The organism is Microbacterium trichothecenolyticum, assembly GCF_041938625.1.
Classification (GTDB): domain Bacteria; phylum Actinomycetota; class Actinomycetes; order Actinomycetales; family Microbacteriaceae; genus Microbacterium; species Microbacterium trichothecenolyticum_D.
In genome coordinates, this window is record NZ_CP169427.1 from 470,730 (window position 1) to 496,539 (window position 25,810).

The 25,810-nt window shown below is 70.0% G+C and carries 24 protein-coding genes; 17 read left to right on the forward strand and 7 right to left on the reverse strand.

The window, feature by feature from the left end; all coding sequences use genetic code 11:
- Positions 1 to 19 precede the first annotated feature (19 nt).
- From ACEYYH_RS02210 to ACEYYH_RS02220, 3 genes are read right to left on the reverse strand one after another with little or no spacing between them, the layout of a single operon-like run.
- Positions 20 to 316, reverse strand: coding sequence for a hypothetical protein (locus tag ACEYYH_RS02210; protein WP_109211311.1), 297 nt, complete (start codon positions 314 to 316; stop codon positions 20 to 22).
- A 21-nt stretch (positions 317 to 337) separates the two neighbouring features.
- Positions 338 to 949: a M23 family metallopeptidase gene (locus ACEYYH_RS02215; RefSeq protein ID WP_374976665.1), complete on the reverse strand. Its 612-nt coding sequence runs from the start codon at positions 947 to 949 to the stop codon at positions 338 to 340.
- Between the two features lies 1 nt (position 950).
- Positions 951 to 1,682: a hypothetical protein gene (locus ACEYYH_RS02220; RefSeq protein WP_374976666.1), complete on the reverse strand. Its 732-nt coding sequence runs from the start codon at positions 1,680 to 1,682 to the stop codon at positions 951 to 953.
- A 350-nt stretch (positions 1,683 to 2,032) separates the two neighbouring features.
- On the opposite strand from ACEYYH_RS02220, the gene ACEYYH_RS02225 reads away from it, so the two are divergent.
- Positions 2,033 to 2,356 carry a winged helix-turn-helix domain-containing protein gene (locus ACEYYH_RS02225; RefSeq protein ID WP_374976667.1) on the forward strand — a complete coding sequence of 108 codons (324 nt, stop codon included), beginning with the start codon at positions 2,033 to 2,035 and terminating at the stop codon, positions 2,354 to 2,356.
- A 202-nt stretch (positions 2,357 to 2,558) separates the two neighbouring features.
- Here ACEYYH_RS02225 and ACEYYH_RS02230 read toward each other — a convergent pair whose 3' ends face one another.
- Positions 2,559 to 3,032 carry a hypothetical protein gene (locus ACEYYH_RS02230; protein ID WP_374976668.1) on the reverse strand — a complete coding sequence of 158 codons (474 nt, stop codon included), beginning with the start codon at positions 3,030 to 3,032 and terminating at the stop codon, positions 2,559 to 2,561.
- Positions 3,029 to 3,823: a hypothetical protein gene (locus ACEYYH_RS02235; protein ID WP_374976669.1), complete on the reverse strand. Its 795-nt coding sequence runs from the start codon at positions 3,821 to 3,823 to the stop codon at positions 3,029 to 3,031. The genes ACEYYH_RS02230 and ACEYYH_RS02235 overlap by 4 nt, the downstream gene beginning before the upstream one ends.
- Positions 3,824 to 3,886: 63 nt before the next feature.
- Between ACEYYH_RS02235 and ACEYYH_RS02240 the strand changes: the two genes are divergently transcribed.
- Positions 3,887 to 4,675, forward strand: a complete 789-nt coding sequence (locus ACEYYH_RS02240) for an amino acid permease (protein WP_374976670.1) — start codon at positions 3,887 to 3,889, stop codon at positions 4,673 to 4,675.
- A 209-nt stretch (positions 4,676 to 4,884) separates the two neighbouring features.
- Here ACEYYH_RS02240 and ACEYYH_RS02245 read toward each other — a convergent pair whose 3' ends face one another.
- Complete coding sequence (locus tag ACEYYH_RS02245; protein ID WP_374976671.1) at positions 4,885 to 5,700, reverse strand: class II glutamine amidotransferase; 816 nt, start codon at positions 5,698 to 5,700, stop codon at positions 4,885 to 4,887.
- An 82-nt stretch (positions 5,701 to 5,782) separates the two neighbouring features.
- Here ACEYYH_RS02245 and ACEYYH_RS02250 point away from each other — a divergent pair, with 82 nt between their 5' ends.
- The 5 genes from ACEYYH_RS02250 (at position 5,783) to ACEYYH_RS02270 (ending at position 12,260) form a co-directional block, all read left to right on the forward strand.
- A complete protein-coding gene (locus tag ACEYYH_RS02250; RefSeq protein WP_374976672.1) occupies positions 5,783 to 7,039 on the forward strand; it encodes an aminotransferase class V-fold PLP-dependent enzyme in 1,257 nt (418 codons plus the stop codon).
- The gene (locus tag ACEYYH_RS02255) at positions 7,036 to 8,130 is read left to right on the forward strand and encodes an FAD-dependent oxidoreductase (protein ID WP_374976673.1); all 1,095 of its coding nucleotides are present in this window, start codon (positions 7,036 to 7,038) and stop codon (positions 8,128 to 8,130) included. The genes ACEYYH_RS02250 and ACEYYH_RS02255 overlap by 4 nt, the downstream gene beginning before the upstream one ends.
- A gap of 1 nt (position 8,131) precedes the next feature.
- A complete protein-coding gene (locus ACEYYH_RS02260) occupies positions 8,132 to 9,664 on the forward strand; it encodes a gamma-glutamyltransferase (protein WP_374976674.1) in 1,533 nt (510 codons plus the stop codon).
- Positions 9,665 to 9,726: 62 nt separating this feature from the next.
- Positions 9,727 to 11,715: a primary-amine oxidase gene (locus ACEYYH_RS02265; RefSeq protein ID WP_374976675.1), complete on the forward strand. Its 1,989-nt coding sequence runs from the start codon at positions 9,727 to 9,729 to the stop codon at positions 11,713 to 11,715.
- Complete coding sequence (locus tag ACEYYH_RS02270; RefSeq protein WP_374976676.1) at positions 11,715 to 12,260, forward strand: hypothetical protein; 546 nt, start codon at positions 11,715 to 11,717, stop codon at positions 12,258 to 12,260. The genes ACEYYH_RS02265 and ACEYYH_RS02270 overlap by 1 nt, the downstream gene beginning before the upstream one ends.
- 15 nt (positions 12,261 to 12,275) lie before the next feature.
- Here ACEYYH_RS02270 and ACEYYH_RS02275 read toward each other — a convergent pair whose 3' ends face one another.
- Complete coding sequence (locus tag ACEYYH_RS02275) at positions 12,276 to 12,995, reverse strand: GntR family transcriptional regulator (RefSeq protein ID WP_374976677.1); 720 nt, start codon at positions 12,993 to 12,995, stop codon at positions 12,276 to 12,278.
- A gap of 138 nt (positions 12,996 to 13,133) precedes the next feature.
- On the opposite strand from ACEYYH_RS02275, the gene ACEYYH_RS02280 reads away from it, so the two are divergent.
- From ACEYYH_RS02280 to ACEYYH_RS02325, 10 genes are read left to right on the forward strand one after another with little or no spacing between them, the layout of a single operon-like run.
- Positions 13,134 to 14,081 carry a PDR/VanB family oxidoreductase gene (locus ACEYYH_RS02280; protein ID WP_374976678.1) on the forward strand — a complete coding sequence of 316 codons (948 nt, stop codon included), beginning with the start codon at positions 13,134 to 13,136 and terminating at the stop codon, positions 14,079 to 14,081.
- Between the two features lie 48 nt (positions 14,082 to 14,129).
- On the forward strand, positions 14,130 to 15,467 hold the full coding sequence (locus ACEYYH_RS02285) for a Rieske 2Fe-2S domain-containing protein (RefSeq protein WP_374976679.1): 1,338 nt from the start codon (positions 14,130 to 14,132) through the stop codon (positions 15,465 to 15,467).
- On the forward strand, positions 15,460 to 16,986 hold the full coding sequence (locus tag ACEYYH_RS02290) for a glutamine synthetase family protein (RefSeq protein WP_374976680.1): 1,527 nt from the start codon (positions 15,460 to 15,462) through the stop codon (positions 16,984 to 16,986). The genes ACEYYH_RS02285 and ACEYYH_RS02290 overlap by 8 nt, the downstream gene beginning before the upstream one ends.
- Positions 16,987 to 17,008: 22 nt before the next feature.
- A complete protein-coding gene (locus tag ACEYYH_RS02295; protein ID WP_374976681.1) occupies positions 17,009 to 18,475 on the forward strand; it encodes an aldehyde dehydrogenase family protein in 1,467 nt (488 codons plus the stop codon).
- 5 nt (positions 18,476 to 18,480) lie between these two features.
- Positions 18,481 to 19,491, forward strand: a complete 1,011-nt coding sequence (locus ACEYYH_RS02300; protein ID WP_374976682.1) for a phosphotriesterase — start codon at positions 18,481 to 18,483, stop codon at positions 19,489 to 19,491.
- A 16-nt stretch (positions 19,492 to 19,507) separates the two neighbouring features.
- The gene (locus ACEYYH_RS02305; RefSeq protein ID WP_374976683.1) at positions 19,508 to 20,521 is read left to right on the forward strand and encodes a phosphotriesterase; all 1,014 of its coding nucleotides are present in this window, start codon (positions 19,508 to 19,510) and stop codon (positions 20,519 to 20,521) included.
- 60 nt (positions 20,522 to 20,581) lie between these two features.
- On the forward strand, positions 20,582 to 21,220 hold the full coding sequence (locus ACEYYH_RS02310) for a cysteine hydrolase family protein (RefSeq protein ID WP_374976684.1): 639 nt from the start codon (positions 20,582 to 20,584) through the stop codon (positions 21,218 to 21,220).
- Positions 21,217 to 22,746 carry a GMC family oxidoreductase gene (locus ACEYYH_RS02315; RefSeq protein WP_374976685.1) on the forward strand — a complete coding sequence of 510 codons (1,530 nt, stop codon included), beginning with the start codon at positions 21,217 to 21,219 and terminating at the stop codon, positions 22,744 to 22,746. The genes ACEYYH_RS02310 and ACEYYH_RS02315 overlap by 4 nt, the downstream gene beginning before the upstream one ends.
- Positions 22,743 to 24,476 carry a gamma-glutamyltransferase family protein gene (locus ACEYYH_RS02320; RefSeq protein WP_374976686.1) on the forward strand — a complete coding sequence of 578 codons (1,734 nt, stop codon included), beginning with the start codon at positions 22,743 to 22,745 and terminating at the stop codon, positions 24,474 to 24,476. The genes ACEYYH_RS02315 and ACEYYH_RS02320 overlap by 4 nt, the downstream gene beginning before the upstream one ends.
- The gene (locus ACEYYH_RS02325; RefSeq protein ID WP_374976687.1) at positions 24,473 to 25,810 is read left to right on the forward strand and encodes an amidohydrolase; all 1,338 of its coding nucleotides are present in this window, start codon (positions 24,473 to 24,475) and stop codon (positions 25,808 to 25,810) included. The genes ACEYYH_RS02320 and ACEYYH_RS02325 overlap by 4 nt, the downstream gene beginning before the upstream one ends.

Here is a 25,810-nt window from a genome sequence, read left to right on the forward strand (position 1 = left end):
AGCAGCCAGCGGACGTTCATCAGAAGCCAAAGTCGAAGTTCACAAACCACGCGAACAGGCCAGATGCGGCACCGAGCACGGCGGCGGCGATGAAGATCCACAGGATGTTCTCGCCCGCCCAGGTCCGCACCCGATCGTTCGCTAGGCCCCGGAACGCGAGGGCGGCACCGGCGATGATTAGCATGATCAGCACCACGAGCATCGCGCCGGCGAGGATGTAGGACGCGACGACCTGGAAGCCTTGGAAGAACGGGGCGGAGAAGTCCGGCTGAATGTCGGGAACGTCGACATCACCCGGAACGATGAGTGTTCGCATGGGGCTGCTCCTTGCTGGTTGCTACTTCAGGGGGAGGCCGAGGCCGGCCATGAACGGCTCCGGATCTACCGGAGTTCCGGACTTCTGAACTTCGAAATGCAGATGGCACCCGAACGACTTCCCGGTGTTGCCCTCCGCCCCCAGCGGCGCCCCCGCGGCGACCTGGTCGCCGACGGAGACGCGTAGTGATCCCCACTGCATGTGCCCGTAGAGCGTGACGAGCTCGCCGTCGTGATCAATGCGGACGGTGTTGCCGTAGCCCTGCCAAGACCCGGCGGTGATCACCCGGCCGGGCCCCGCGGCGTAGATGGTGGCGCCGCAGCCCTGGGCCATGTCGTAGCCCTGATGGTTCGTGGAGCAATACCCACATCCCTGCACCGGGTTGTAGCCGAACCCGCGCCCCTTCGAATACCCGCCGCCCAACGGGAAACCCCACTCCCCGCTGGCGACCGGGGCCGCCTCGACCTTCGTCGGCACCGAGCCCGCTGCGCTGCCCGCGACGGCGAACGGGATCGCCAGCAACGGCGTCAGCACCAGTGCGGCGACGAGCGCGACAATCAGGAGCGCCCCTGTCAGGATCTTCCGGCCGGTCCTCGAGTTGAGGGCTGCGGCGGCGATCACCGGGGCTCCCATCTCAGGGCTCCAACGGCTCCGTGAAGTAGCGGACCACCTTGCAATCGCCCGCCTGCTGCGCGGAATCCGGCGTCGGCACCGACCCCGGACCGCACAGCACCTGCACGCTCACCCGCACCTGCTCCTCATACGACGTCTCCCCGCCGCTGCCGCCCGACCGGATGAACGTCAACGTCACATCCGACGTGCCGATCGACATGTCACCCGACGCGTCATCCGTCACCGGCACATACGCGACGTCGCCCGTGGTCATTGCGACGACGCGGCCATCCTCATTGGCGAGTGAGTCCCACTCCTCCTGTGGCAGCACTACCCCCTGGCGTAGCTCAAGTTGCGCCGCCTTCATGCGATCTGCTCGATCCGCTTCGGCGTAGCGGGTATCGGGGGTGAACCAGCTGTCGAGGTAGTCGAGCCACTCCTTGCGAGTGCTCATCGTGGTGTCGAATGTCGCCGCAGCTTCGAGAGCGGCGCGGATGTACACCTCGCGGTCCGTCGTGATCGGCTCCGGAAGCCAGCCCTGGTCGGGAACCGACGCGTCCACGACGTCACCGGCCGGTGGCTCCGCCGTTGACGTCGGGTCGGTCGACGGGGGCGAGCCACTTCCGGTCGGACCGGGTGCGGGCTGTGCGAGCAGCGAACTGACAACGATTGCCACGATCCCGGCGATGAGCACCAGGCCGCCGACGATGGCCCACACGAGTCCGCGGCGTCCTGGCATCTGGTTCGTCGTCACCGGTCAGCCCTCCTGATCGTTCAGGACGGCAACCGTGCGCGGACGGGACGCGCTGGGGGACGGTCGCCGTGACGGCATCATACGCACGGAAAGGGTTCTGACCGCGAGAAATCTCACACAGTTGTGGAGAACTCGATCAGAGGCCCAACCTGGGGAGGAGCCGACGCGACCACAGAGGGCGGTCGGTGATTTTAGAGCATTAACCAGGGGATCGTCTGTCCCCACTTCGGGGGACACACCTCCGCCTTCCGGCCCGCGGGCCGGTTCGTGCGGGAGTGATATCCTCGACATGGAGAAAACGGTATAGCAATATTCTTGGCGTGTAAACGTCTAAATCGTATTCTTGCCGTATGCCTCGACTTGCGCAGCCGGCCGGATCCGAAGACGCCGAAGAACCTGTTGCTCTCCTCGGCAGTCTCGTCAAGACCGCGATTCTGCGCTACCTCCGCACCAACCCCGGCGTCCCCATCCGCCCCATCTGTGATGCCCTCCAGCTTGGCGCGAGCACCGTACAACCGCGCCTCAACGAACTCGAAGCAGCAGGCCTCGTCATCAGCGACCCGCCCTACGACGAAGCTCACCCGCGGCGAGGCATCTGGGTGCGGTACCGGGTCAATGATGAAGCCGTGACCGACCTCTACCTTCGCCTCGGGATCGCGATCGGCGAGTTCTGACGGCAACGTACGCCGCGGGTGCAAGTCGTGTGACCGACCGGGTCATGTCCCCCCAAACCCTGCAGGGTGGTGCCGCCGGGGGCACCACCCTCACGATTCTCACCCCTGTAGGGCGGTGCCCCTCTGGAAGTCCCTGTGCGTTGCCGCGTCGCCCTGATCGGTCGTGGATGTGTGGCCCTGAGGGAAGGAGCATGCGGCAGGGCTAGACGATGCCGTCACCGCCGCAGGCGATGCTCTTGATCGTCTGAGTGGGTGTGTTTGCCGCGGTGCAGTAGCCCACGAAGGTGATGTTGGTACCGCTGGCGTTGCGCCCGTAGACCCATCCGCTGGTGCGTGCGTTGGCGATCGATCCGACGTCCCCGAACGCTGTTGTTGACCACGCGCCGCATCCACCGCTGAACTTCGTGACGGCGCCGGTTTGGCCGGCATGCCGGTACGCGCAGACGAGGCCGGTGCTGCACCCTCCGACGCTGCGCGCGTGCGGGTTGGGGACGCTGAACGTGATACCGAGGTCCGGCCACTGGGCCGTGTAGGGGTCGACCGCGATGCCTCCGGGGAGTTGCTCGAGGGCGTTCGTGATCTCCGGGTCGACCGCCGGTTCGTCCGCGAACGCACTCACCGCGGGCGTGAGGATAAGGAAGGCGGTGAGCAGAATGGCCAGGGGGGCGCGCTTCATGGTGTTGTCTCCCAGATTGTGTAGCTCGTGACGGTGCCTGGCGGGATGGCCAGCTGGTCTTTGAAGCCCGTGTAGATTTCTTCGACGCCGATGATTCGTCCGCTGTCTGCGCTCATCAGCACGATGACGTCGAACCAGGGGGTGGTGTCGGATGTCGCTCGTAGTCCGATCGCCGGTCGGCCGGCGCGATCAGTTGTGGTGCCCTCGACAGTCATTTCGCCGGCGCCGGTGATGAGATCCAGGAATGCGGCGTGAGTTGCGTTCGGGACCGTCCACGCGTTAAGCAGAGCGGTGATCCCGTTGATCGCATCCGCGGGTCCTCCGGCGTCGCCTGTCAGCAGCGGGGCGAGCATCGTCGGGTCATCAGCGGGAACACCCCTGAACGGGGCTGGGAACTCTCCCGCCTCGTAAGTCGTCTCCCAGAGAATCGAACCCGGTGCAGGCGTGGGGTCCGCGACAGGCGTGCCGTCGGGAAGATAGGGCATTCCCGCGGTCACGGTCTCGTGCCCCGAGAGATCCTCTGACCACGCCACCCGGCGATTCTGGGGTTCAATCGCAGTGAGAGCGTCCTCCGTGGCGTTGCCTGAGATCTGTGCGAACCATCCGTTCGATGCGGACTCGCGGTCCGCGGAGCCGACGCCGGTCGCATCTTCTTCAAGTCGCGCCTGCGCATCCTTCACCACCTCGGCGAGCGACTCGTCCAGCGGCGTGAATGGAAGCGGCGGGGGGCCGTAAGCGGTGGCGTGAGTCGAATCGAGTCCGGCGAGCGGAACTCCGACTGCGATGATCACGGCTGCGGCAAAGGCGGTCGCGACGAGGATTGGGCGCCGGCCGACGATGGGTCGCCTGCCCTCGTGTTCTCCGGCCTCGGCGGCGCCCTGCTCATCGTCGGCGCGCTGCTGGCCGCTCCGAGCCTCACCGACGGGCAGCTGGCGGCCTACGGCCTGTCGTACGTCATCACCGCCGTCCTGGGTGACGCCGGCGGGCGACTCATGCTGTGCACCGTCGCGGTGGCCGTGTTCGCGTGCACGCTCGCGGTGCAGACCGCCGGCGCCCGCATGATGTACTCGATGTCGCGCGAACGGGCCTTCCCGCTGCACCGCGCGATCGGCCGGGTCTCGCCGCGCACCGGCACGCCGATCAGCGCGTCGGCGGTCGTCGGGGTCGGTGCCGCGATCGCGCTCGTCGTGAACTTCGGACAGCCCGCCCTCTTCACCGCGCTGTCGAGCATCGGCATCGCGATGATCTACATCGCATACCTCGGCGTGACCGCGCCGCTGCTGATCGCCCGCATCCGGCTTCGGCGCAGCGGCGGCCTGCCCGCCGGAGTCGACGAGCAGGGAGCGCCCCTGTTCACGCTCGGACGGTGGGGGCTGCCGGTCAACGCGGTCGCTGTCGCGTTCCAGATCGCGATGATCGTGAACCTGGCGTGGCCGCGCCCCGAGATCTACGACCTCGAGGGCGACTCGCCGCTGCTGCAGTGGAGTGCGATCATCACGATCGGCGTGAGCCTTGCGATCGGCGGGGCGTACTTGTGGTGGCGTGGTCGCACGCACGCACGGCGCGATCGTGCTCGCGCCGATCCCGGTCACGGCGAAGGTGTCGGGAGCCGATGCCGGGGCCGCGCCCGGGGGTGTCGATGACGCACGCTGAGACCTGGGCGCTCGCCGTCGTCCTCGTCCCGCTTCTGGCGGCGGTCGTCGTCAGTCTCCTCGCCTCGGGCGCGAAGCGGCGGCGGGCACCGTCTCGCGGCGCTGACGGACCACGGCGCCACGACCAACGCGGGCATATCGGGTGAGAAGCCCGGATCGCGCTGCGACCCGGGTGCACCTGCGCGTCGTCCGGCACTCCCTCAGGGATGCCGGGCGCCGCGCGCAGGCATCCGCGTCGGAGCGAGCCCGCCGGGCGAGACGGAGAACACCGTCTCGTCGTCGAGTCGCGTCCACGACTCCTGGTCGATCCCGGTGGTGGCGATCACCCGGGCGCCGCGTGCGCTGACCGTGGACCTGAGCACGTTGTAGCCGTCGCCGTGCCCGGGCGGGAGGCCGTCGGCGTCGAAGCCGCGGTCGGCGAAGGCCGCCAGCGGAGCCCCTCTCGTACCGGCGGCGTGCACGATCATCAGGGCGGAGTCGGTGAGGAGCATCGCATTCAGGCATGCGTCGGTGAACCTGGCGCGCACTCCCGCGACCGCCGCGGCGACAGTCGAGGCTCCGGGAAAGCCCCGAACCGGGCGAGCCGTGCTGCGGACAGCGGCGAAATAGGCCTCGCTGTCCGTCGTCCCCCGCAGCGCGCTCTCCTCCTCCGTGGGGAGGAGCCCCAAGAGGTCCGCGCGCGGTGCGATCAGCCCGTTGTGCTGAAAGGCGGCTCCGCCGCGGAGGAACGGCTGCACGTTCTCCGCGGCCGGTGGCGCGCCGCGGCTGGCGAATCGGAGGTACAGCAGCCGTGACGTCGACGCCGGCTCCATCGCACGCGTCCATTCCTCGCCGCCGACGGGGGTGGTCGCCGAGCCCGCGACGCGGATCTCGCCGGTCCGGGCGTCACGCCACGCGGTGCCCCAGCCGTCGGCGTGCAACCGGGCGAGGCCGGCGAACTCGGCCAGGACGGCATCCCCGACAGCGTCCGCAAGAGGGAGCGGCTCGGACGAGAGGTAGCAGAGCATTCGAGACATGTGTCCTCCCATAACCGATCTTAGACAAAGTGGATCCACTTGTGTTAGTTTTGGATCCTGGTTTTGAGAGACATGGAGTTCCATGACATCGGTGCCCGCGGCTGATGCCGCACGAACAGACGCGGTCCTGCCGCTGGTCGGCTCCACGATCGATGTTGCCCGCGAACGCCGGCTCACTCTGGGTGCCGAGGTGTCCCATCACTTCAACGCGGCCGGATCGGCATTGCCGACCGCCGCCGTCGTGTCCGCCGTGGTCGCGCATCTGCGTCTCGAAGAGCAGGTCGGCGGCTACGAGGCCGCGGCGCACGTCAAGGATCATGTCGAGGCCGTCTACGGGTCCGCCGCCGCGCTCCTGGGCTGCAGCGCCGACGAGATCGCCCTGTTCGACAGTGCGTCCACCGGCCTGCGGGTGCTGTTGGACGCCTTCCGGCCGGCCCCGGGATCCCGCATCATCGCCTCCCGCAGCACGTATGTCAGCCATGCACTGCATTTGATGACGCTGCAACGGGAGCGTGGCATCGATCTCGTGCTCGCGCCGGTCGACGCGCATCGCCGTGTCGACCTGGACGCGCTCGAAGCGCTCCTCGCCGACGGGCGCCCGACCGTCCTCACCATCGCGCACGTGCCGACGTCATCGGGCCTGGTCGAGCCGGTTGACGAGATCGGCGTGCTCGCACGGCGCTACGGCGCCGCCTATCTGCTCGACGCGACGCAGTCCGTCGGCCACCTCCACATCGACGTGGCCAGGATCGGGTGCCAGGTGCTCGTGACGACAGGCCGCAAGTTCCTCCGCGCACCGCGCGGCACCGCTCTGGCGTTCGTGCAGCGCGACTGCACCGCGTTGCTGCCCCCCACCGCACCCGACGTCCGCGGCGCCCAGTGGATCGACGCGTTCTCGTGGGATGTGAGCGGCACCGCACGTCGCTTCGAGACGTGGGAGGCCGGAATCGCAGGGCGCCTCGGACTGGGCGTGGCGCTGGAGGAGGCCAACCGGCGCGGGATCGTCGAGACCGCGGGCTGGCTCACCGCGACGGGCGACCAGGTGCGAGAGTCCCTGCGAGCGATCCCCGGAGTGACGATCGCCGATCCCCACGGGTCGGACTCCGCGATCGTGACCTTCCTGGTCGACGGCGTCGAGTCGGCGCGCGTGTCGGCCGCGCTCGCCGACCGGCAGGTGCGCGTCGTATCCGTCCCCGCGACGCACGGACAGTGGGACCTCGGCGACCGCGCGATCGCTTCCATCGTGCGCGCATCCCCGCACGTGTACAACGACGAGGCGGACATCTCCCGGCTGCTGGAGGGCGTGGCAGACATCGCTCGGAAGGAAGCCCGCCGGTGACCTCACGCGATGCCGACGTCGTGGTCGTGGGCCTCGGTGTTCACGGGAGCGCGGCGACGGCCGCGCTCGCGCGCCGCGGAGTCGACGTGATCGCCGTCGATCGATTCTCGCCCGCTCACACGGGCGGATCGTCGCATGGCCGGACGCGCATGATCCGCCGCGCCTACCCGAATCCGGTGTGGAACGACTTCGTCGCGCGCGCCTTCGACGGCTGGAGCGCCCTGGAGCGCGAGAGCGGGCAGACCCTGCTGCACCCCACCGGCGGTCTCTACGCCCATCGCGGCGCATCGCAGCTGCAGGGCCCGGACTGCGTCGTCGTCGACGACGGCGCGCAGATGACCGAACTCATGCCGGGATTCGCGGTGCCGTCCGGCTACCGCGCCGTGTACGACCCTTCAGCCGGCGTGCTCGAAGCCTCGCGCGCGCTGGAGGCACTGCAGCGCTCCGGCGCCGCACACGGTTCCGAGCTGCGGTGGGGCGTGCAGGCGCAGGGGTGGGAGCCGGTCCGCGACGGCATCGTGCTGCGCACCGATGCGGGCGACCTGCGCGCACGCCGGCTGGTGATCGCGGGCGGGAGCTGGATGGGCGCGCTCGTGCCCGAGCTCGCGCCGCTGCTCGAGGTCTGGCGCATCCTCACCCTCACGGTCGCCCCGGGTCAGGCCATCGGGATGCCACCGTCGCTGGGCGCCTTCTCGGTCGACCGGCCCGAAGGCCTCGCGTTCGGCATTCCGGACGCCGCCGGCAACGGCGTTAAGCTGGGCGTCGATGCGGGGGCGATCTGGAACCCCGAGACGCCCGTCGCGCCGCCCTCCGACGAGGAGGCGGATGCGCTGCGCTCGCTGCTGGACACCTTCGTACCGGGGATCGACAGCGCCCCGGTCGAACTCGCCGCCTGCCTGTATACGATGACCGCGGACAAACGGTTCGTGATCGGGCCGCTGCGCCGCGCACCCGAGGTCGTCGTCGCATCGGCGTGCTCCGGTCACGGGTTCAAGTTCGGGCCCGCGGTCGGGGAGGCACTCGCCGACCTCGCCACCGGCGTGGACCGCCACGATCTCGACTTCATCTCGACGTCCCGACGGGAGCTCTGACATGGCCATCGCGCTCGCCGCACCGCACCCCGAAGCGATCGCCGCCGGCGAGCGCGCCGTCGCGACGGGAGGCAACGCCGTGGATGCGGCGCTCGCCGCAGCCGTCATGCTCACGGTCGTCTACCCCCATCAATGCGCCCTCGGGGGCGACCTCATCGCGCTGGTGCGCGCACCCGACGGTGAGACCACCGCGGTGATCGCTGCCGGGACGGCGCCGGCCGCGATCGGCGACGCCGCGTCGAGCTGGGCCGAGGTTCCCCGCCAGGGCGCCCATGCCGTCACGGTGCCGGGCGTGGTCGCGGGGTGGCGGGAGATCGCTGCGCTCGGCGGCCGGCACGGCCTGTCGCCGGCCTTCGCGGATGCCGCGGCCGTCGCCGAGAACGGGTTCCCGGTGAGCGCGGGTCTGGCTCGCGCGCTCGTCTCCCGCGCCGATGCCGTGCTCGCCGATCCCGGCATGACCGCGGTGTTCGCCCCGCGCGGGACCGTGCTCGAGGAGGACGCCCGCCTTCGCCAGCCCGTGCTCGCCGCGACGCTGCGCACCCTGGCCGACGACCCCGAGGACTTCTACCGCGGGCGGATCGCCCGCTCGCTCGTCGGCACGCTGCGCGCCGCCGGTGGCACCCACACCGCCGACGACTTCGCGGGCTACGCTGCGGAGGTCGGGCCCGCGCTCACGCGGACGATCGGGGCGCAGGCGTGGCACGTCGCGCCCCCGCCCTCGGTCGGCGCGGTGCTGATCGGCGTCGTCGCCGCGGCATCGGGCGACCAGGGCGCGCCCCCGTCGGGCGCGCGCCTCGTGGATGCCGCGGTCCGCGGCGTGCACGCCCGCGCGGCGGCACTCGGCGACCCCCGCACCGGCGACGTCGACCTCGGCGTCCTCCTCGACCTCAGCGCTGACGCCCCCGCCTCCGCGTTCGCCGAGCCGCGCCCGCTGGGCGACACGGCCGCCGTGACCGCCCTCGACGACGACGGATGGGGCGTCACGATCGTCCAGAGCGTGTACCAGACGTTCGGCGCCGGCCTGCTGGATCCGGGAACAGGGATCGTGCTGCACAACCGCGGCAGTGCGTTCAGCGTCGATCCGGCGTCCCCGGCGTTCGTGCGTCCGGGCGCCCGCCCGCCGCACACCCTGTGTCCGGCCATCGTCGACACGCCGGAGGCGATCGTCGTCGCCGGCTGCCAGGGCGGACGGGCGCAGGCGTGGATCCTGTCGCAGCTCCTGCCTGACGCCGTCGATCCCGCGCAGTCGCTGGGCGACATCCTGGCGCGCCCCCGGTGGGTGGTCGGCGATCGCGATCTCGGCCAGCCGGTGCTCTCGCTCGTCGCGGAGCCGGGCGTCGGCGCGGAGGTGCGCGAACGCGCCGCACACAACGGGCTGCCCGTCGTGCGTTTCCCCGGACCCGCCGACGAGGCCGGGCATGTGCAGCTGGTGAGACGCACCCGCAACGAGACGACCAGCGCGAGTGATCCGCGCGCCGACGGCGTCGGCATCGTGATCGATTCCCGCCCTGCGGCCGAAAGGACGAACGCATGACGATCACCGCCACCGATCCGGCACGACACGAACCCATCCGAACAGCTATCGAGGAGCGCCCCATGCCCGCCGCCCGACACTGGACAGACCCGCTCACCCCGGACGAGATCGCTGAGGTGGCCGCGCGGGTTCGAGCCGACGCGCGCATCGGCGAGAACCCGCGGTTCTGGGGCATCGCGGTGGAGGAATCGCTCGCGCGCAGCCTCGCCGACGGTCAGGGCCGCCCGGTGCGCCTCGTGGTAATGAACCCCGATGAGCACGCGGCGTGGGAGGTGACCGGATGGACGAGCGGCAGCGACCGCGCGGCATCCATCGGCTCTTGGACACCCGTCGACGCGAAGCGCCCTGGCGTCTCGTCGGACGAGGCGCGCATGGTCGCGCAGGCCGCGCGCAACCACCCGCTGCTGAAGGAGGCGCTCGCCAAGCGCGGCATCACCGACACGTCGCTGGTCTGGGTCGATCCCGAATCCATGACCGGGTTCGAGCCCGAGGGCTACGAAGACCGCCGACTGTCGTGGGGGTCCGTGTGGCACCGCGAGAGCGTCGACGACAACGGCTACGCACGGCCCGTGGCGGGCCTCGTCCCCATCCTCGATCTCGAGACCCTCGACATCATCGAGCTCGAAGACCATGGCGTCATCCCGCTCGCGACCGAAGGGGGCAACTACCGGTCGGGCACGTGGGGGCCCGACCGAGAGGTGGCGCCTCTGGAGATCACGCAGCCGCAGGGGCCGGGATTCCAGGTCGACGGACACCTCGTCACGTGGCAGAACTGGTCGTTCCGCGTGGGCTTCACGCACCGCGAGGGTCTGATCCTCCACGACGTGACCTACCGCGACGGCGATACCGAACGCCCGGTGCTGCGGCGCGCGTCGATCAACGAGATGTACGTGCCGTACCTCGACTCCGATCCAACTGCCTACCGCAAGAACTTCTTCGACTGGGGCGAGTACGGTGCCGGGCCCCTGACGGCGTCGCTCGAGCTGGGCTGCGACTGCCTCGGGGAGATCCGCTACTTCGACGCGCACTTCCTCAACGGGCACGGCGAGGCGAAGACCATCGCCAACGGCGTGTGCCTGCACGAGGAGGACCACTCCATCCTCTGGAAGCACGTCAACACGCGCATCGGCGAGGCCGACGTGCGCCGCTCGCGCCGGCTCGTCGTGTCGTTCTTCGCGACGGTGGCCAACTACGACTACGGGTTCTACTGGTCGTTCCATCAGGACGGCAACATCGAGCTCGAGGTCAAGCTCACCGGCATCCTGTCGGTGTCGGGCATCGACGACGGGCAGATGCCGCGCTACGGCCGCATGGTGAGCCCGAACGTGCAGGCGCCGACGCACCAACACTACTTCGCGGTGCGCCTCGACACCGCGGTCGACGGTCCGTACAACCGGCTCGTCGAGGTGCACGCCGAGATCGAGGACGACGACGAGCTGAACCCCTACGGCAACGCCGTGAAGATGGTCTCCGAGACGATCGCGTCCGAGAAGGATGCCGCGCGGAAGGCGGATGCCTCCCGGGCGGTGCACTGGCGCATCGAGAACACCGAGAAGACGAACCGCTTCGGCGAGGCGACGTCCTACCGGCTGACCCTCCCGAACACGACGCGCCTGTTCGCCAAGCCCGGGAGCGTCGTCGAGCGCAAGGCGCCGTTCGTCGCCCAGCACCTGTGGGCGTCCGCGTACGACCCGGCGGAGCGCTACATCGCGGGGGAGTACCCGAATCAGGCGCCGCTCTCGGCCGAGGGCATCACCGCATGGCAGGAGGCCGACCGCCCGCTCGACGGCGCGGAGCTGGTGGTGTGGCCGATCATCGGCGTGCACCACTACCCGAAGCCCGAGGAGTGGCCGATCATGCCCACCCACCGCATCGGGCTGCGGCTCGAGCCGGACGGCTTCTTCACGCGCAACCCGTCCCTCGACGTCCCGCCGTCGGCATCTGAGGCGAGCTGCCACAGCGCGGCACCGGATGCCGCGGCGCACAGCGGCCACGATCACCACGGTCACGGACACCACGACCACGGGTCGCACGGCCACTCCCACCACTGATGGCGGAACTCCTGCACGCGGGGGCGTGGGCGGCGACCGCGGTGAGCACCTGCTGCGCCGCCGCGTCCGGCCGTCGCCTCCGCGTGCGGGAGCTGGTGCTCGCCCTGGCGATGCTCGTCGCGATGTCCGACGTAGTCCTGGGGTGGAACCTGCTCGCACCACTGGGGTGGGCGGGTGTGCTCCTCCTACTCGCCCTGGTCTCGGTCGCCGTGGCACCAGGCACCCGCTCGGGTTCGTCTGCCGACCGCTCCGCGTCGGCGATGGACGCGCTGGGCGCGGTTCTGATGGCGGGTCTCTTCGTGCTGATGTCGGGTGACCCCGCCGCGGCCACGGGCGCTCACGGCTCGCACGGGCTGTCGGCCTCGCCCCTCATCGGGTTGGCACTGGCAGCCGGCGGGCTCTTCGCCGCGGCATCCGTCCACATGGCCGTGAGCATGCGAATGCCGCGCCCGGCGCCACCCGCGCGGGTGCGGGTGCTGCGTCGAGCGGCTCCGCTCGCGATGGGAGCGTCAGTGGTGCTCATGGCGGCGGTGACGCTCGCCTGAGCCGTGTGCCTGGTGTCAGCCCTTGAACACGGTGGACGAGCGGCGCTCGTACCACCGAGCGAGCTGCTCGCCGGCCTTGATCACGTGCTCGCGCATCTCGGCGCGTGCAGCCTCGACATCGCCGCGCTCCAGCGCGTCGAGGATGCGGCTGTGCTCGGAGAAGTTCTCTTCGCGGTGGCGGCTGTCGTTGAGGAGCAACTGCGCCGACACGTTGCGGGGGAAGGTCTCGTTGATCTCGTCGATGGATCGGGCCAGGCGGGAGTTGCCCGACAGCTCGGCGATCGTGCTGTGGAAGATGTCGTTCTCGCGCCGGCTGTCCAACGCCGCCCCGTTGGCCTCGTCGCGCTCGGCGATCGACCGGTCGTACATGGCCTGGTTCGCGGCGCGGAGCCGCGCGATGTCCTCGTGCGAGGCGTTGCCCACCGAGAGCACCGCGGCCAGAGCTTCGAGTTCGGCACGCACGGTGTACGCCTCGCGCACCTCCCAGGGCGCGGGGACGCGCACCACCGCTCCGCGGTTCGGGACGACGTCGATCAGGCCGCCGGTCTGCAGCTGACGCAGCGCCTCCCGGACGGGGGTGCGGCTGACGCCGAAGTCATTGGCCAGTTCAGCCTGACGAAGCTGCGCGCCGATGGGGATCTCTCCCGACATGATGCGGGCGCGGATCTTCGCCGCGATGTTGTCCACGAGAGCGTGGCCGGACATCTCGGCGACGGCCTTGTCTTCGTCTGCCATTCGCTTTCCCCTCTCGTCGACTGCGTCGGCGATGCGATTCGAACCGTAGCAGAACGCCTGCGCGGCGAGACGCAGAACATGATTGATGTCCACAATTCTGTCATATTGGATCCACATCGCATGTGTTAGGATCCAAACATGGTGACCGTAGACGAACCCAGAGAGCGGACCGCGCGCGTGCGCGCCATGACGCTGGAAGCGGATGACGTCATCGCGGTCGACCTCGAACCGGTCGACGGCGGAGTCGACGAGTGGACTCCGGGCGCCCACATCGATCTGGTGCTTCCCGACGCCCCGGTGCGGCAGTACTCGCTCACCGGCGAGCCCGGCTCCTCCCGCTACCGCATCGCGGTGCTGCGCGAGGATCACAGCCGCGGCGGGTCGAAGGCGGTCCACGAGCGGCTCCGGCCCGGCGACCTCGTCACTCTGCGCGGGCCTCGCAACCATTTCGTCCTCGAGCCGGCCGCCGAGTACCTGTTCGTCGCCGGCGGCATCGGGATCACCCCGATCGTGCCCATGCTGCACGCTGCCGATCGCGCCGGAGCGCGGTGGCGCCTCCTCTATCTCGGGGCGACGCGCCGCCGCATGGCCTTCCTCGAAGAGGTCACGTCGATCGGCTCGGGCACGGTGACGGTCGTCGCACGAGACGAGGGCGGCCGCGCCGACCTTGAGGCGGCACTGGCCGCGGCCCCCGCCGCGGCGGTCTACGCCTGCGGGCCGGAGCGGATGCTCAGCGCGCTCCAGGATCTGCTGTCCGAAGATGCGGGACGCCTGCGTTTGGAGTACTTCGCCGCACCGGAGGTGGAGTACGAGCCCGGGGGGGCGTTCACCGTTCGGCTGGCCCGGAGCGGCGTCGAGCTTCCCGTGGAGCCGGAGCAGTCCGTCCTCGAGGTGATGCGGTCTGCGGGGGTCGATGTGCTCACCGACTGCGAGGAGGGCATCTGCGGCAGCTGCGAGACGCGCGTGCTGGAGGGCGAGGTCGAGCACCGCGACTTCGTGTTGACCGCGCAGGAGAGGGAGCGGATGGACTGCATGATGGTGTGCGTCTCGCGTGCTTCCTGTCCGCTCCTGGTCCTCGACGCCTGAGCTGTGGATACAATCACAATAAGATCGGATACCGAAGGGTAAATCGCGATGCTGAAGCAGGAAGACAACGAGAAGATCACGCGCTCCGGTCCAGGAACGCCCCTGGGCAATCTGCTGCGGTCGTACTGGCAGCCGGTGGCGCTGGTCTCGGAGATGCCCGGGGAGCGTCCGGTCAAGGCCGTGCGGATCATGAGCGAGGACCTCGTCCTCTTCAAGAAGCGCGAAGGCTGGGGGCTGATCAGCCGCTACTGCGCGCACCGCGGTGTCGACCTCTCCTACGGTCGCCTCGAAGAAGACGGCATCCGCTGTCTCTATCACGGCTGGCTCTACGACGGTCAAGGACGATGCGTCGAGCAGCCGGCGGAGCCCGACCACAGTCAGTTCCTGGGCAAGATCCGGATCTCGAACTACCCATGCGTCGAGCGCAACGGGCTCATCTTCGCGTACATGGGTGCGGGGGATCCTCCCCCCTTCCCGCACTACGACTGCTTCGTCGCCCCCGACGAGTACACTTTCGCGTTCAAGGGGCTGTGGGAGTGCAACTGGCTCCAGGGCCTCGAAGGCGGCATCGATCCCAGCCACGTCTCGTTCCTCCACCGCTTCATCCAGGAGGACCCGCGCGACATGTACGGGCAGCAGTTCGCCGAGGAGGTCGAGGGCACCGGCAAGAAGCTCTCGATGCTCGTCGGCGAGAGCTACCGGCCCGACATCGAGGTCGAGAGCGCCGATCACGGGCTGCGGGTCTACGCCCTCCGCCAGCTGACCGAGGACATCAAGCACGTCCGGGTCACCAACCTGTTGTTCCCCAACGCCTTCGTCGTGCCCTTCGGGAACACCAAGGTCTTCACCCAGTGGCACGTGCCCATCGACGACGACAACCACTACTGGTTCATGATCTGGTACGACTTCGCCGAGCGCACCGACAAGGACACCCTCCTGCAGCAGCGCCTCGAAGGCGTCTCGCTGCCGGAGTACCGCCCGGTGCGCAATCGCAGCAACAACTGGGGCTTCGACCCGCAGGAGCAGAAGGAGCTCACCTACACCGGCATGGGGCTGGACATCAACGTGCACGACCAGTGGGCCGTCGAGAGCATGGGGCCGATCCAGGACCGCACCGTCGAACGCCTGGGCATCTCGGATCGCGCCGTCACGGCGAACCGCCGGATGCTGCTGCGCGCGATCGACGCCTTCGCCGCGGGCGGCCAGACCCCGTCGCACCCGGTGAGCGAGGAGGAGGCGGCGCAGCTGACGGGCCCGATCGCCATGGACACCATCGCGGCCAACGACGCGTGGCAGTCGCGGTGGGTGCAGCGCGAGCAGGAGCGACGGGATGCCTCTCCGTGGGCGGGTCCGCGCGAGAACGTCGAGGAGACCGTTGATGCGTGAGCGCAACGTCGACGAGCGCCCGGTCTCCGAGAGCGGCGGCGGGGTGTCGGCGCGACCGATGCTCGCGAAGGATCGGGAAGGCTACATCGGCCGCCACCGCCTGTGGAGCGAGGCGCAGTACGCCGCCGCCGGGCAGATGCGGCGCGTGGTGGACGAGCTCGGGATCGAGATGGTCCGCTTCTCGTTCGTCGACCAGCACGGCGTGCTGCGCGGCAAGACGATCGCGCGTGGCGGGGTGGCCGCCGCGATGCGCTCGGGCGTGACGGCTCCAAGCTCGCTCCTGCTCAAGGACACGTCGGGCAAGTCGGTGTTCTCGGTCTTCTCCGCCGAGACCGGCGTCGGCGTCGCAGGGTTCAGCGGGGCCGGCGACATCGTGATGGTGCCGGACCCGGCGACATTCCGCGTGCTCCCGTGGGCGCCCAAGACCGGGTGGATCCTCTGCGACGTGCATTTCCCCGACGGCTCGCCGGTCCCGCTGTGCACGCGCTCGATCCTCCGCAACGAGCTCACCGCGCTCGCCTCGCGCGGGTACGGCATGACCGTGGGAGCCGAACTCGAGTTCCACGTCTATCGCACGGACGCCGCCGATCTCACCGACGCGAACGTCGGATCCCCCGGCAGCCCTGGGGCGGCGCGGGCGACCGGTCCCACCACGCGCGGCTCTCAGCTGCTGCACGAGGAGGGGCTCGACCGGATGCAGCCGCTCGTGGACGCGCTGTACCGCGGGCTGACCCTGCTCGACCTCCCGCTGCGCTCGATCGAGCTCGAATTCGGTCCGAGCCAGTTCGAACTGACGATGGAGGCGGGATCCGCCCGCGAGATCGCGGATGCGATCGTGCTGTGCCGCAGCGCCGTGCGCCGCATCGCCGCGGGCCTCGGATACCACGCGACCTTCATGTCGCGGCCCCAGGGCACCGAGGGCGCCTCGACCGGATGGCACCTCCACCAGTCGCTCACGGACATCACGGGCGAGAACGTGTTCATGCCCGATGCGCCGGGCACCTCCATGTCGCTGCTGGGCGCCTCGTACCTCGCCGGCCTCCTGGAGCATGCGCCGGCCGCGGCGGCGTTCGCCACCCCGACGGTGAACGGATACAAGCGCTATCAGCCGAACTCGCTCGCGCCGGACCGCGTCGCGTGGGGCATCGACAACAAGGGCGCGATGGTGCGCGCGGTGGGTGGATACGGCGACCCGGCGACGCGCCTGGAGAACCGCTCGGGCGAACCGGCGGCGAACCCGTACCTCTACATCGCCTCGCAGCTGATCAGCGGCATGGACGGCGTGGATCGCGGACTCATCCCGCCCGCACCGACGGAGGACCCGTACAACACCGCGGCCACGGCGCTGCCCGGCTCGCTCGGCGAAGCGGTGGACGCGCTCGCACACGACGCCGCGTTCCGGTCGGCACTCGGCGGCGTCGTGGTGGACTGGTTCTCGACGATCAAACGCGCCGAGTTCGCCCGCTATCTCCGCCACGTCTCCGACTGGGAGCAGCGCGAGTACTTCGACATCTTCTGACCCGACCCCAGAACGAGGAACCATGAGCATCAGAGCCGCCGTCCTGGCGCTGCCCGACTACGAGCCCTTCTTCTGTGCCGGTGAATGGGTGCCTGCCGGAGATCGTGAGGTGCACACGGTCACCGATCCGGCGACGGGCGAGGTCCTGACGACGGTCGCGCAGCCGACCGCGGCCGACGTCGACGCCGCCGTGGGCGCCGCTGTCGCCGCGCACGCCGACAAGCGATGGAGGGGCCTCGCACCGCTGGAGCGCTCGCGCATCCTGAATCGCGTGGCGGACCTGATCGAGGAGGAGCTCGAAGATCTCGCGATCCTCGAGACCCGCGACAACGGCAAGCCGATCGAGCGCTCGCGCGCCGATGTCGCCAACGCCGCCCGCACCTTCCGTCATTTCGCCGGCGCGCCCTCGCGCATCGGGGGAACGGTCGTGCCGATCGACGGCGGAGCACACCACGTCTACACGACTCTCGAGCCCGTCGGCCCGGTTGCGGTCATCCTGCCGTGGAACTTCCCCTTCATGACCGCGTCGTTCAAGATCGCCCCCGCGCTCGCGGCCGGCTGCCCCGTCGTCGCCAAGCCGGCGTCCTACACGCCTCTGTCGATCCTGCGGATGGCGCGGATCCTGCAGCGCGCCGGCGTGCCCGACGGCATGGTGAGCGTGCTGACCGGCGACCGCCGGATCGGAGCCGCGCTGACCCAGCATCCCGGAATCGCGAAAGTCACCTTCACCGGCTCCACCGAGGTCGGTCGCACCGTCGCGCACGCGGCGGCCGAGGACTTCAAGCGGGTGACGCTCGAGCTCGGCGGCAAGAACCCGAACATCGTGTTCGAGGACGCCGACCTCGACGCCGCCGTGCTCACAGCCATGCGGGCGTCGTTCGGACACTCCGGGCAGATGTGCACCGCCGGCAGCCGCCTGCTGGTGCAGCGCTCGATCCTGGCCGAGATGAACGAGCGCATGGCCGCGGCCGTGCGCAAGGTGCCGATGGGCGACGGCCTCGCCGGGGGCATCACCGTCGGACCGGTCGTCTCGGCGCAGCAGCGCGACAGCATCCTGGGCTACATCCAGGCCGGTGTGGACGAGGGTGCCACCCTCGTCGCCGGCGGAGGGACGCGCGAGCCCGGGTTCTACGTCGAGCCCACCCTCTTCACCGACGTCACCAACGACATGACCATCGCGCGGGAGGAGATCTTCGGCCCTGTCGTCGGCATCATCCCGTTCGAGGACGAAGCGGATGCCGTGCGGATCGCGAACGACACTCCTTACGGCCTCGCGGCCGGTGTCTGGACCAACGACGTCAGGCGCGCGCACCGGATGGCGCAGGCGCTGGACGTCGGCACCGTGTGGGTGAACACCTACAACATCTTCGATCCCGCTCTCTCGTTCGGCGGCGTCGGCGTCTCGGGGGTCGGACGGGATCTGGGAGACGAAGGGCTCCGCGGCTTCCTCGAGCCCAAGAGCGTCGTGATCGCGGTACCCGGGGGCTGACGCGCATGCCGACCGTCCAGAGCGTGACCGGCCCGCTGCGCCCCCAGGAGCTCGGGCTCACGCTGCCGCACGAGCACGTGTACATCAACATGACTCGAACGACGCCGCAGGACGGGTACCTCAACGTCGCGGACGAGATGGCGGCCGAACTGGCGCTGTTCGCCGAGGCGGGCGGGTCGACGCTGATCGACATGACCAACGGCGAGCTGAGCGACTACGCCGCACCGGTCGGGTGGAGCGACGAGCTCCGCGTGATGCAGCAGAACCCCGCGACCGGGTCGCGCTCGATCGCGAACGTGCTGGCGACCAAGGAGATGGCCGAGCGCACCGGCGTACAGGTGATCCTCGGCACCGGGCACTACTACAGCACCTACCTCGACCAGCAGTGGTTCGATCGCACCTCCACGAACACCATCGCCGACTTCCTCGTCGCGGACCTCGTCGACGAGATCCCCGGCACCGGGGTGAGAGCGGGGGTCATCGGAGAGATCGCGTCGGACCTCTCGCACATCACGGCCACCGAGGAGCGTTCCTTCCGCGCCGCCGCGCGAGCCAGCGTCGAGACGGGGGCGATGGTCTCCACCCACGCGGCCACATTCCCGACAGGTCTCGCGCAGCTGGAGATCATGGTCGAGGAAGGCGTCGACCCGTCCCGCGTCGTGATCGGGCACGCCGACACCGTCAAGAGCGTCGACTACTCGCTCGAGCTGCTGCGGCGCGGCGCGTTCGTGGAGTTCGACTGCCTCATGACGTGCCGGATCGGGGGAGAGGTGATCCGGCATCAGGTGGATCGGCGCCTGTCGTACCTGAAGACCATCATCGCGGCCGGCTACGCCGACCGGGTGCTGCTGTCGCAGGACGTGTGCCAGCGCTCGCACCTGCGGGCGCTCGGCGGCCCGGGGTATGTGTTCCTGTTCCGTGAGTTCCGCGAACTCGCGCTGCACGCCGGCATCGATCCCGACGTCCTCGACGCCATCCATCGCGACAATCCGAGACGCGCCGTGTTCGGCGAGTGACGCAGAAAGCGACAGCATGCCCATCCACACAGTGCTCGGCCCGATCGACGCATCGGACCTCGGCCCGACATCCATCCACGAACACCTGCTGAGCGACCTCAGCCTGTGGGCGAAGACGCCGACGGAACCGGCTCCCGCCCCGACCGTCACGGGACCGGAGATGACCGGCTACCTTCGCTGGAACGGCCTGTCGGTGCCGGACAATCTGGTCCTCGACGACCCGGCGGTCGCCGGCGACGAGCTCGCCTACGTCGCCGACGCGGGCGGTTCCGCGGTCGTCGAGCTCACGCTGGAGGGCATGGGCCGCCGCTTGCACGAGCTGCCCGCCATCTCGCGGCGCGCGGGCGTGCATGTTCTCGTGGGCGGGGGGTTCTACGTCGAGGAGACCATGCCCGCGGACGTGCGGACCGCCGACGTCGACACGATCACAGAGATCCTCGTGGACCAGCTGCGCAACGGCATCGGCCAGACCGGCATCCGTCCGGCGATCCTCGGCGAGATCGGCACCAGCTGGCCCATCACCGATGCCGAGTGGCGGTCGTTGCGCGCCTCGGCTCGTGCCGGCGTCGCGACCGGTGCAGCGGTCTACACGCATCAGTCGTTCCGCGGACAGGGCGGCGTGGCCGTTCTCGAGGTGCTGCTGGAGGAGGGGATGCCGGCCGACCGGGTCGTGATCGGCCATCTCGACGAGCTGTGGGATCCCGGGTATCACCGGGAGGTCGCGCAGGCGGGGGCGATCCTCGCCTACGACACCTTCGGGACCGACGGTTACTACGGAAGCGCGAAGCTGCGCAGCCCCAGCGACGCCGAGCGCCTCGACATGGTGGAGTGGCTGCTCTCGGCGGGGTACGGCGATCAGCTCGTGATCGGCGGCGACCTGTGGATGAAGAGTCACCTGCACCGCAACGGCGGACACGGCTACGACCATCTCTTCCGGCGCATCGGGCCGGCCATCGCGGCGCTGGGCGGAGAAGCCGTGGCGGAGCAGATCCTCGTCCACACCCCGCGCCGTCTTCTCGACCGTCCCTGAGCCTGGCGAGGGAAGGGTGAGCACTTTCCGTATCAACAATCCTCTGAATGGAGACAGCAAGTGAATGCAGCCGCCACAGCCGACAGCGCGCATATCGTCGGCAATCCCGTCCTCATCGTCGTCGACATCCAAGGCGGGCAGGCGCAGGCCGATGCCGGAGACGGCGGCATCCCCTCGATGAGCGGTCGCCTCGAACGCAGGCCGCGCGTCCGCCGGCTGATCGACCGGTGCCGTGAAGGCGGCATCCCGGTCGTCTGGATCCAGGAGGTCCACAAGCCGTCCATGATCGACATCGGTCGGGAGCTCGACGGTGCGGAAGGCGTCCACTGCAGCGAGGACGATCCCGACACCGCCATCGCAGCGTGGCTGGACCCTCGTCCCGAGGAGTTCGTCATCCGCAAGCGCCGGTACTCCGCGTTCTTCGGCACTGAGCTGGAGATCGTGCTCAAGGCGCACAAAGCCGACACCGTGCTGCTGATCGGCGGACTCACCGACGTCTGCATCCACTACACCGCCGTCGACGCGCACCAGCACGACTACTTCGTGCGCGTGCTCACCGACTGCGTCGGCGGCTCCACCGAGCGCGCGCACGGGTACTCGCTGGAGGCCATCGAGTATCTGCAGCGTGACGCGCTGATCACCGCGGACGACGTGCACGCCTACATCGACGCGCGACTGGCCGAGTCGGCGCGGGCGTGACTGCTCACGAGCGATCCGCCGGGCTTCCCGCCGAGTCCGAGTACGTCGTCGTCGGCGGGGGCACTGCGGGCAACGTCGTCGCGGCCCGGCTCGCCGAGGCGGGGCGAGAGGTGCTGGTCCTCGAGGCGGGGCCGGACTTCGGGCCCGAGGGAGACTCCGCCTGGCCCGCCGACTTCGTCGATGCCACTCGACTCGGGACCTCTCACGACTGGGGTTACGACTCGGCGGACACCTATCCGTGGCGGGTCGGTTTCGAACGGGCGCGCGCGATCGGCGGGTGCAGCGATGTGAACGGATGCACGCAGACTTGGGGGCACCGGCGCGACTACGACGCGTGGGCCGAGTCCGGCCTCCAGGGCTGGTCGATGAACGAGCTGCTGCCGCTGTTCGACGAGGCGACGCGCAAGATGCGCGTCCGGCTGTACACCGACGGCGAACTGACGCCCTGGCAGCACGCGTGGTACGCGGCGGCGCCGACAGTGGGCATGCCGGCCGTGCCGGATCTGAACGACGTCGACGCGAACGCGGGTTTCGCGCCCGAGGCGGTGAACATCCGTGACGGGGTCCGTGTGAACACCGCTTTCGCCTACCTCGATCCCGTGCGAGCGTTCGATCACGTGCGGATCGTCGGCGACGCGCTGGTGGAACAGGTTCTCGTCGAGGACGGCGCGGCGGTGGGCGTCATCGTCCACCATCGGGGCGAGCGTCGTGTGGTGCGGGCGGGCACGGTCGTGCTGGCCGGCGGCGCCTACAACTCGCCCACCATCCTGCTGCGGTCCGGGATCGGCCCGGCGTCCCAGCTCGCACCTCTGGACATCCCGGTCCGGGTGCACCTTCCCGGCGTCGGAGAGAACCTTCACGATCAGCCCTTCCTGCTCATGAGCTGGGAAGGCTCCGAGGCCATGTCCGCCGCGATGGCGCGGGCGCGGGCGGAGGGGTGGGCCCCCGACGAGCAGGCGATGGGGAAGATCGCCTCCAGCCACGAGCACGAAGCCTTCGACCTCCATTTCCTGCCCTACAGCCCGACCCACGCGACGTCCCGCAAGCGGTGGAGCGTCGGCACATCGGCGCTCCTGCCCCGCTCCCGGGGGTTCGTGCGCCTGCGCAGCGCGGATCCTGAGGAGGCGCCGTCGATCGACCATCGGTTCCTCACCGATCCCGAGGGCGTCGACGCTGCGATGCTCGCCGAAGGTGCCGAGATCCTGCGGGCCCTCGCGCGCGCACCGGAGCTCGCCCCGCTGGTCGGCGCCGAGATCCACCCCGGGCCGCAGACCTTCCGCCGCGAGGAGCTCCTGGCCCACCTGTACCGGCATCCCGACAACTACTGGCACCCCGTCGGGACGTGCCGCATGGGAGTCGCCGACGATCCCTGGGCCGTCGTCGACGCGCGCGGTCGTGTGCTCGGAGTCGATGGACTCCGAGTCGCGGACGCCTCCATCATGCCCCGCACCCCTCGCGCGACGACCGCCATGCCGACGGTCGTGGTGGGTGAGCGCATCGCCCGGATGATCCTGGAGGACTCATGACCGCAACCCCGTCGCTGTGGCCGTCGCCGAACCCGACGCTGTACGGCACGAAACACTCGGCGTCGTCCGGGCACTACCTGGCCTCGTCGGCAGCGTTCGCCCTTCTCGAAGCAGGAGGCAACGCCGTTGACGCGGGCTCGGCGGCGGGCATGGCGCTCGCGGTGCTGCACGCTGACGAGGTGAACTTCGCGGGCGTTGCTCCGATCATGATCCGCATGGCGGAGGGCGAGACGGTCAGCATCGACGGACTCGGCGTCTGGCCCCGACGCATACCCGCCGACATCTTCGTGCGCGAGTACGGAGGCGAGATCCCGGCCGGGCTGCTGCGAACCGTGACGCCTGCGGCTCCCGACGCCTGGATCACGGCCGTCCGCGACTTCGGCACGATGAGCTTCGCCGACGTCGCCACCCCCGCACTGAGGCTCGCGCGCGACGGCTTCGCCGTTCACGCGCTGCTGGCCGACGGCATCCAGAAGCGACAGTCGGGCTACCGCAAGTGGCCGGCCAACGAGGCGATCTACCTCCCCGAGGGCCGTCCGCCGAGAATCGGCGAGCGCTTCGTCCAGACCGACCTCGCGCACACCATCCAGCGCATGATCGACGCGGAGGCCGACGCCCTCGCCGCGGGCGGCGACCGCATCGCCGGACTCGAGGCCGCGCGCGCCGTCTTCTACGAGGGCGAGATCGCCGACAGCATCGTCTCGTACCACGAGCAGCACGGTGGCTACCTGCGCGCCGACGACCTGGCCGAGTTCCGCTCCCGCTACGAGGATGTCGTCGCCACACGCTGGCGCGACTTCACGATCTACACGTGCGGCGCATGGTGCCAGGGGCCGCTCCTCGCCGAGGCGCTGCTGATCCTCGAAGAGGTGGGGATCGACGGGATGCCCCACAACAGCCCCGCCTACGTGCACACGGTGATCGAGGCGCTCAAGGCGGTCTTCGCCGACCGTGAGCACCACTACGGCGACCCCGCGTTCGTCGACGTGCCGCTGGAACGCCTGCTCGGCGCGGAGCACATCGCCGCGCGCGCGGCGCAGATCGACCCGGACCGAGCGTTCGACGGACTGCCCGCGGCGCTCTTCGGTGAGAGCCAGGACCTTCCCGACCCGATCTCGGCGGAGGAGGTGCGCCACATCGGGGAGGGCGGCACCAGCTACGTCTGCGTGGTCGACCGGTGGGGCAACGCGTTCTCGGCGACGCCCTCCGATGGCGCATCCACGTCGCCGGTGATCCCGGGCACCGGGTTCGTGCCGTCGCTGCGCGGCCTCCAGTCGCGGCCAGACCCGCGGCATCCGTCCGGTGTCGCCCCGGGGAAGCGGCCGCGGCTGACCCCCAACCCGGCCATCGCGGTGCGGGACGACGGCAGCGTCATGCCGTTCGGCTGCCCCGGCGGCGACATGCAGGTGCAGGCCATGCTGCAGGTGTTCCTCAACGCGTTCCACTTCGGCATGGACCTGCAGGAGGCGGTGAACGCGCCGCGGTTCTCGACCTGGAGCTTTCCGAACTCGTTCGCGCCGTTCGACTACCTGGCCGCGCATGTCTTCCTCGAGGACCGCTTCGACGAGGAGGTCTACGCCGAGCTCGAACGCCGCGGTCACGACGTGCGCCGCTGGGCGCCCTTCACGCGCGACGCGGCGGCCGTCGAGGCGATCTACCGCAATGCGCGGACGGGCTTCCTCGAGTCGGCGGCGGATCCCCGCCAGCCCGCGCAGGCGGTGGTCGCGTGAGCGCGCTGCCCGAGACGCGCGTGTACGTCGCGCCGATCGTGACCATGGATGCCGCAGCCCCCGACGCCGAGGCGTTCGCCGTGCACGACGGGCGCATCGTCGCCGTCGGCACCGCCGACGAGGTGCGCGCTGCGGTCCCCGGTGCAGGCGTCGAGGAGCTCGACGGCGTGGTGCTGCCCGGACTGATCGATGCGCACCTGCACATGGAGCGGGCAGGGCTCAAGGCGCTCGACTACGTGTCGGACGACGACGGCGTCGAGGCCTACATCGCGCGGATGCGGGACAACTTCGACGACGACGGTCCCGAGGACCCGCCGTTCGAGGACCGCATCCGTGGCCTGGTGAGGGTTCAGCCGCTGCTGCACGCACTCGGCATCACCGGGATCGTGGACCCCGCCGTGACCATCGACGAGATGCGCGGCTACCAGGAGGCGCACCGTCGGGGTCTGCTGACCATGCGCACCGTCGCGATGCCGTTCCTCGACATCGGCACGCCGCGCTTCCCCGACGTCGACGCCGCGATCGCGCACCTCGATGGAACCGGCGTCTCGACCGGCTTCGGCGACGACATCCTGCGGATCGGGCCCATCAAGGTGTACGCCGACGGTGAGGCGCTCAAGGGCCAGGCGCTGCTGGAGCAGCCGTGGGACGACAGCGGCTACACCGGGCTGCAGCGCATCTCGGACGAGGACTTCCTGCGTCTGGTCCGCTGGTGCGCCGCGCATGGCTGGGGCGTCGGCACTCACGCGGTCGGCGGGGGAGCGGTCGCCCTGCTCGCACGCGCGTACGCCGAGGCCGGCGACGCCGTCGCCGATCGTCGCTTCCAGGCGATCCACGCGTATCTCGAGCCGAGCGACGAGTCCATCCGCGCACTCGCCGACCTCGGCGCCATCGCATCGCTGCAGCCCTCGATCATCTGGCACAACGGTTCGGGACTGCGCTCCGCGCTCGGGGAGCGCGCCGAGCGCGCGAACCCCGTGCGGACGTGGCTCGACTCCGGCGCGGTGCTGGCGCTCGGCTCCGACGGCCCCTTCTTCGCCTTCGACCCGCGCCACCTCATGTGGCAGACGATCACCCGCCGCGTCGCCGGCGAAGACGAGCCGCTGAGCCTCGACGAGGCCATCACCGTGGAGGAGGCGCTCGCCGGCTACACGACCGGTGCGGCCCACGCGAGCCTGGCAGAGCGCGACCGGGGTGCGATCCGCGCCGGCATGCAGGCCGATTGGGCGCTGTGGTCGGCCGATCCGCGTCGGGTCGGCGTCGACGACCTGCGGACGCTCGCGGTGCGGCGCACCGACGTCGGTGGGCGCACCTTGTTCGCCGCGACCACCTGA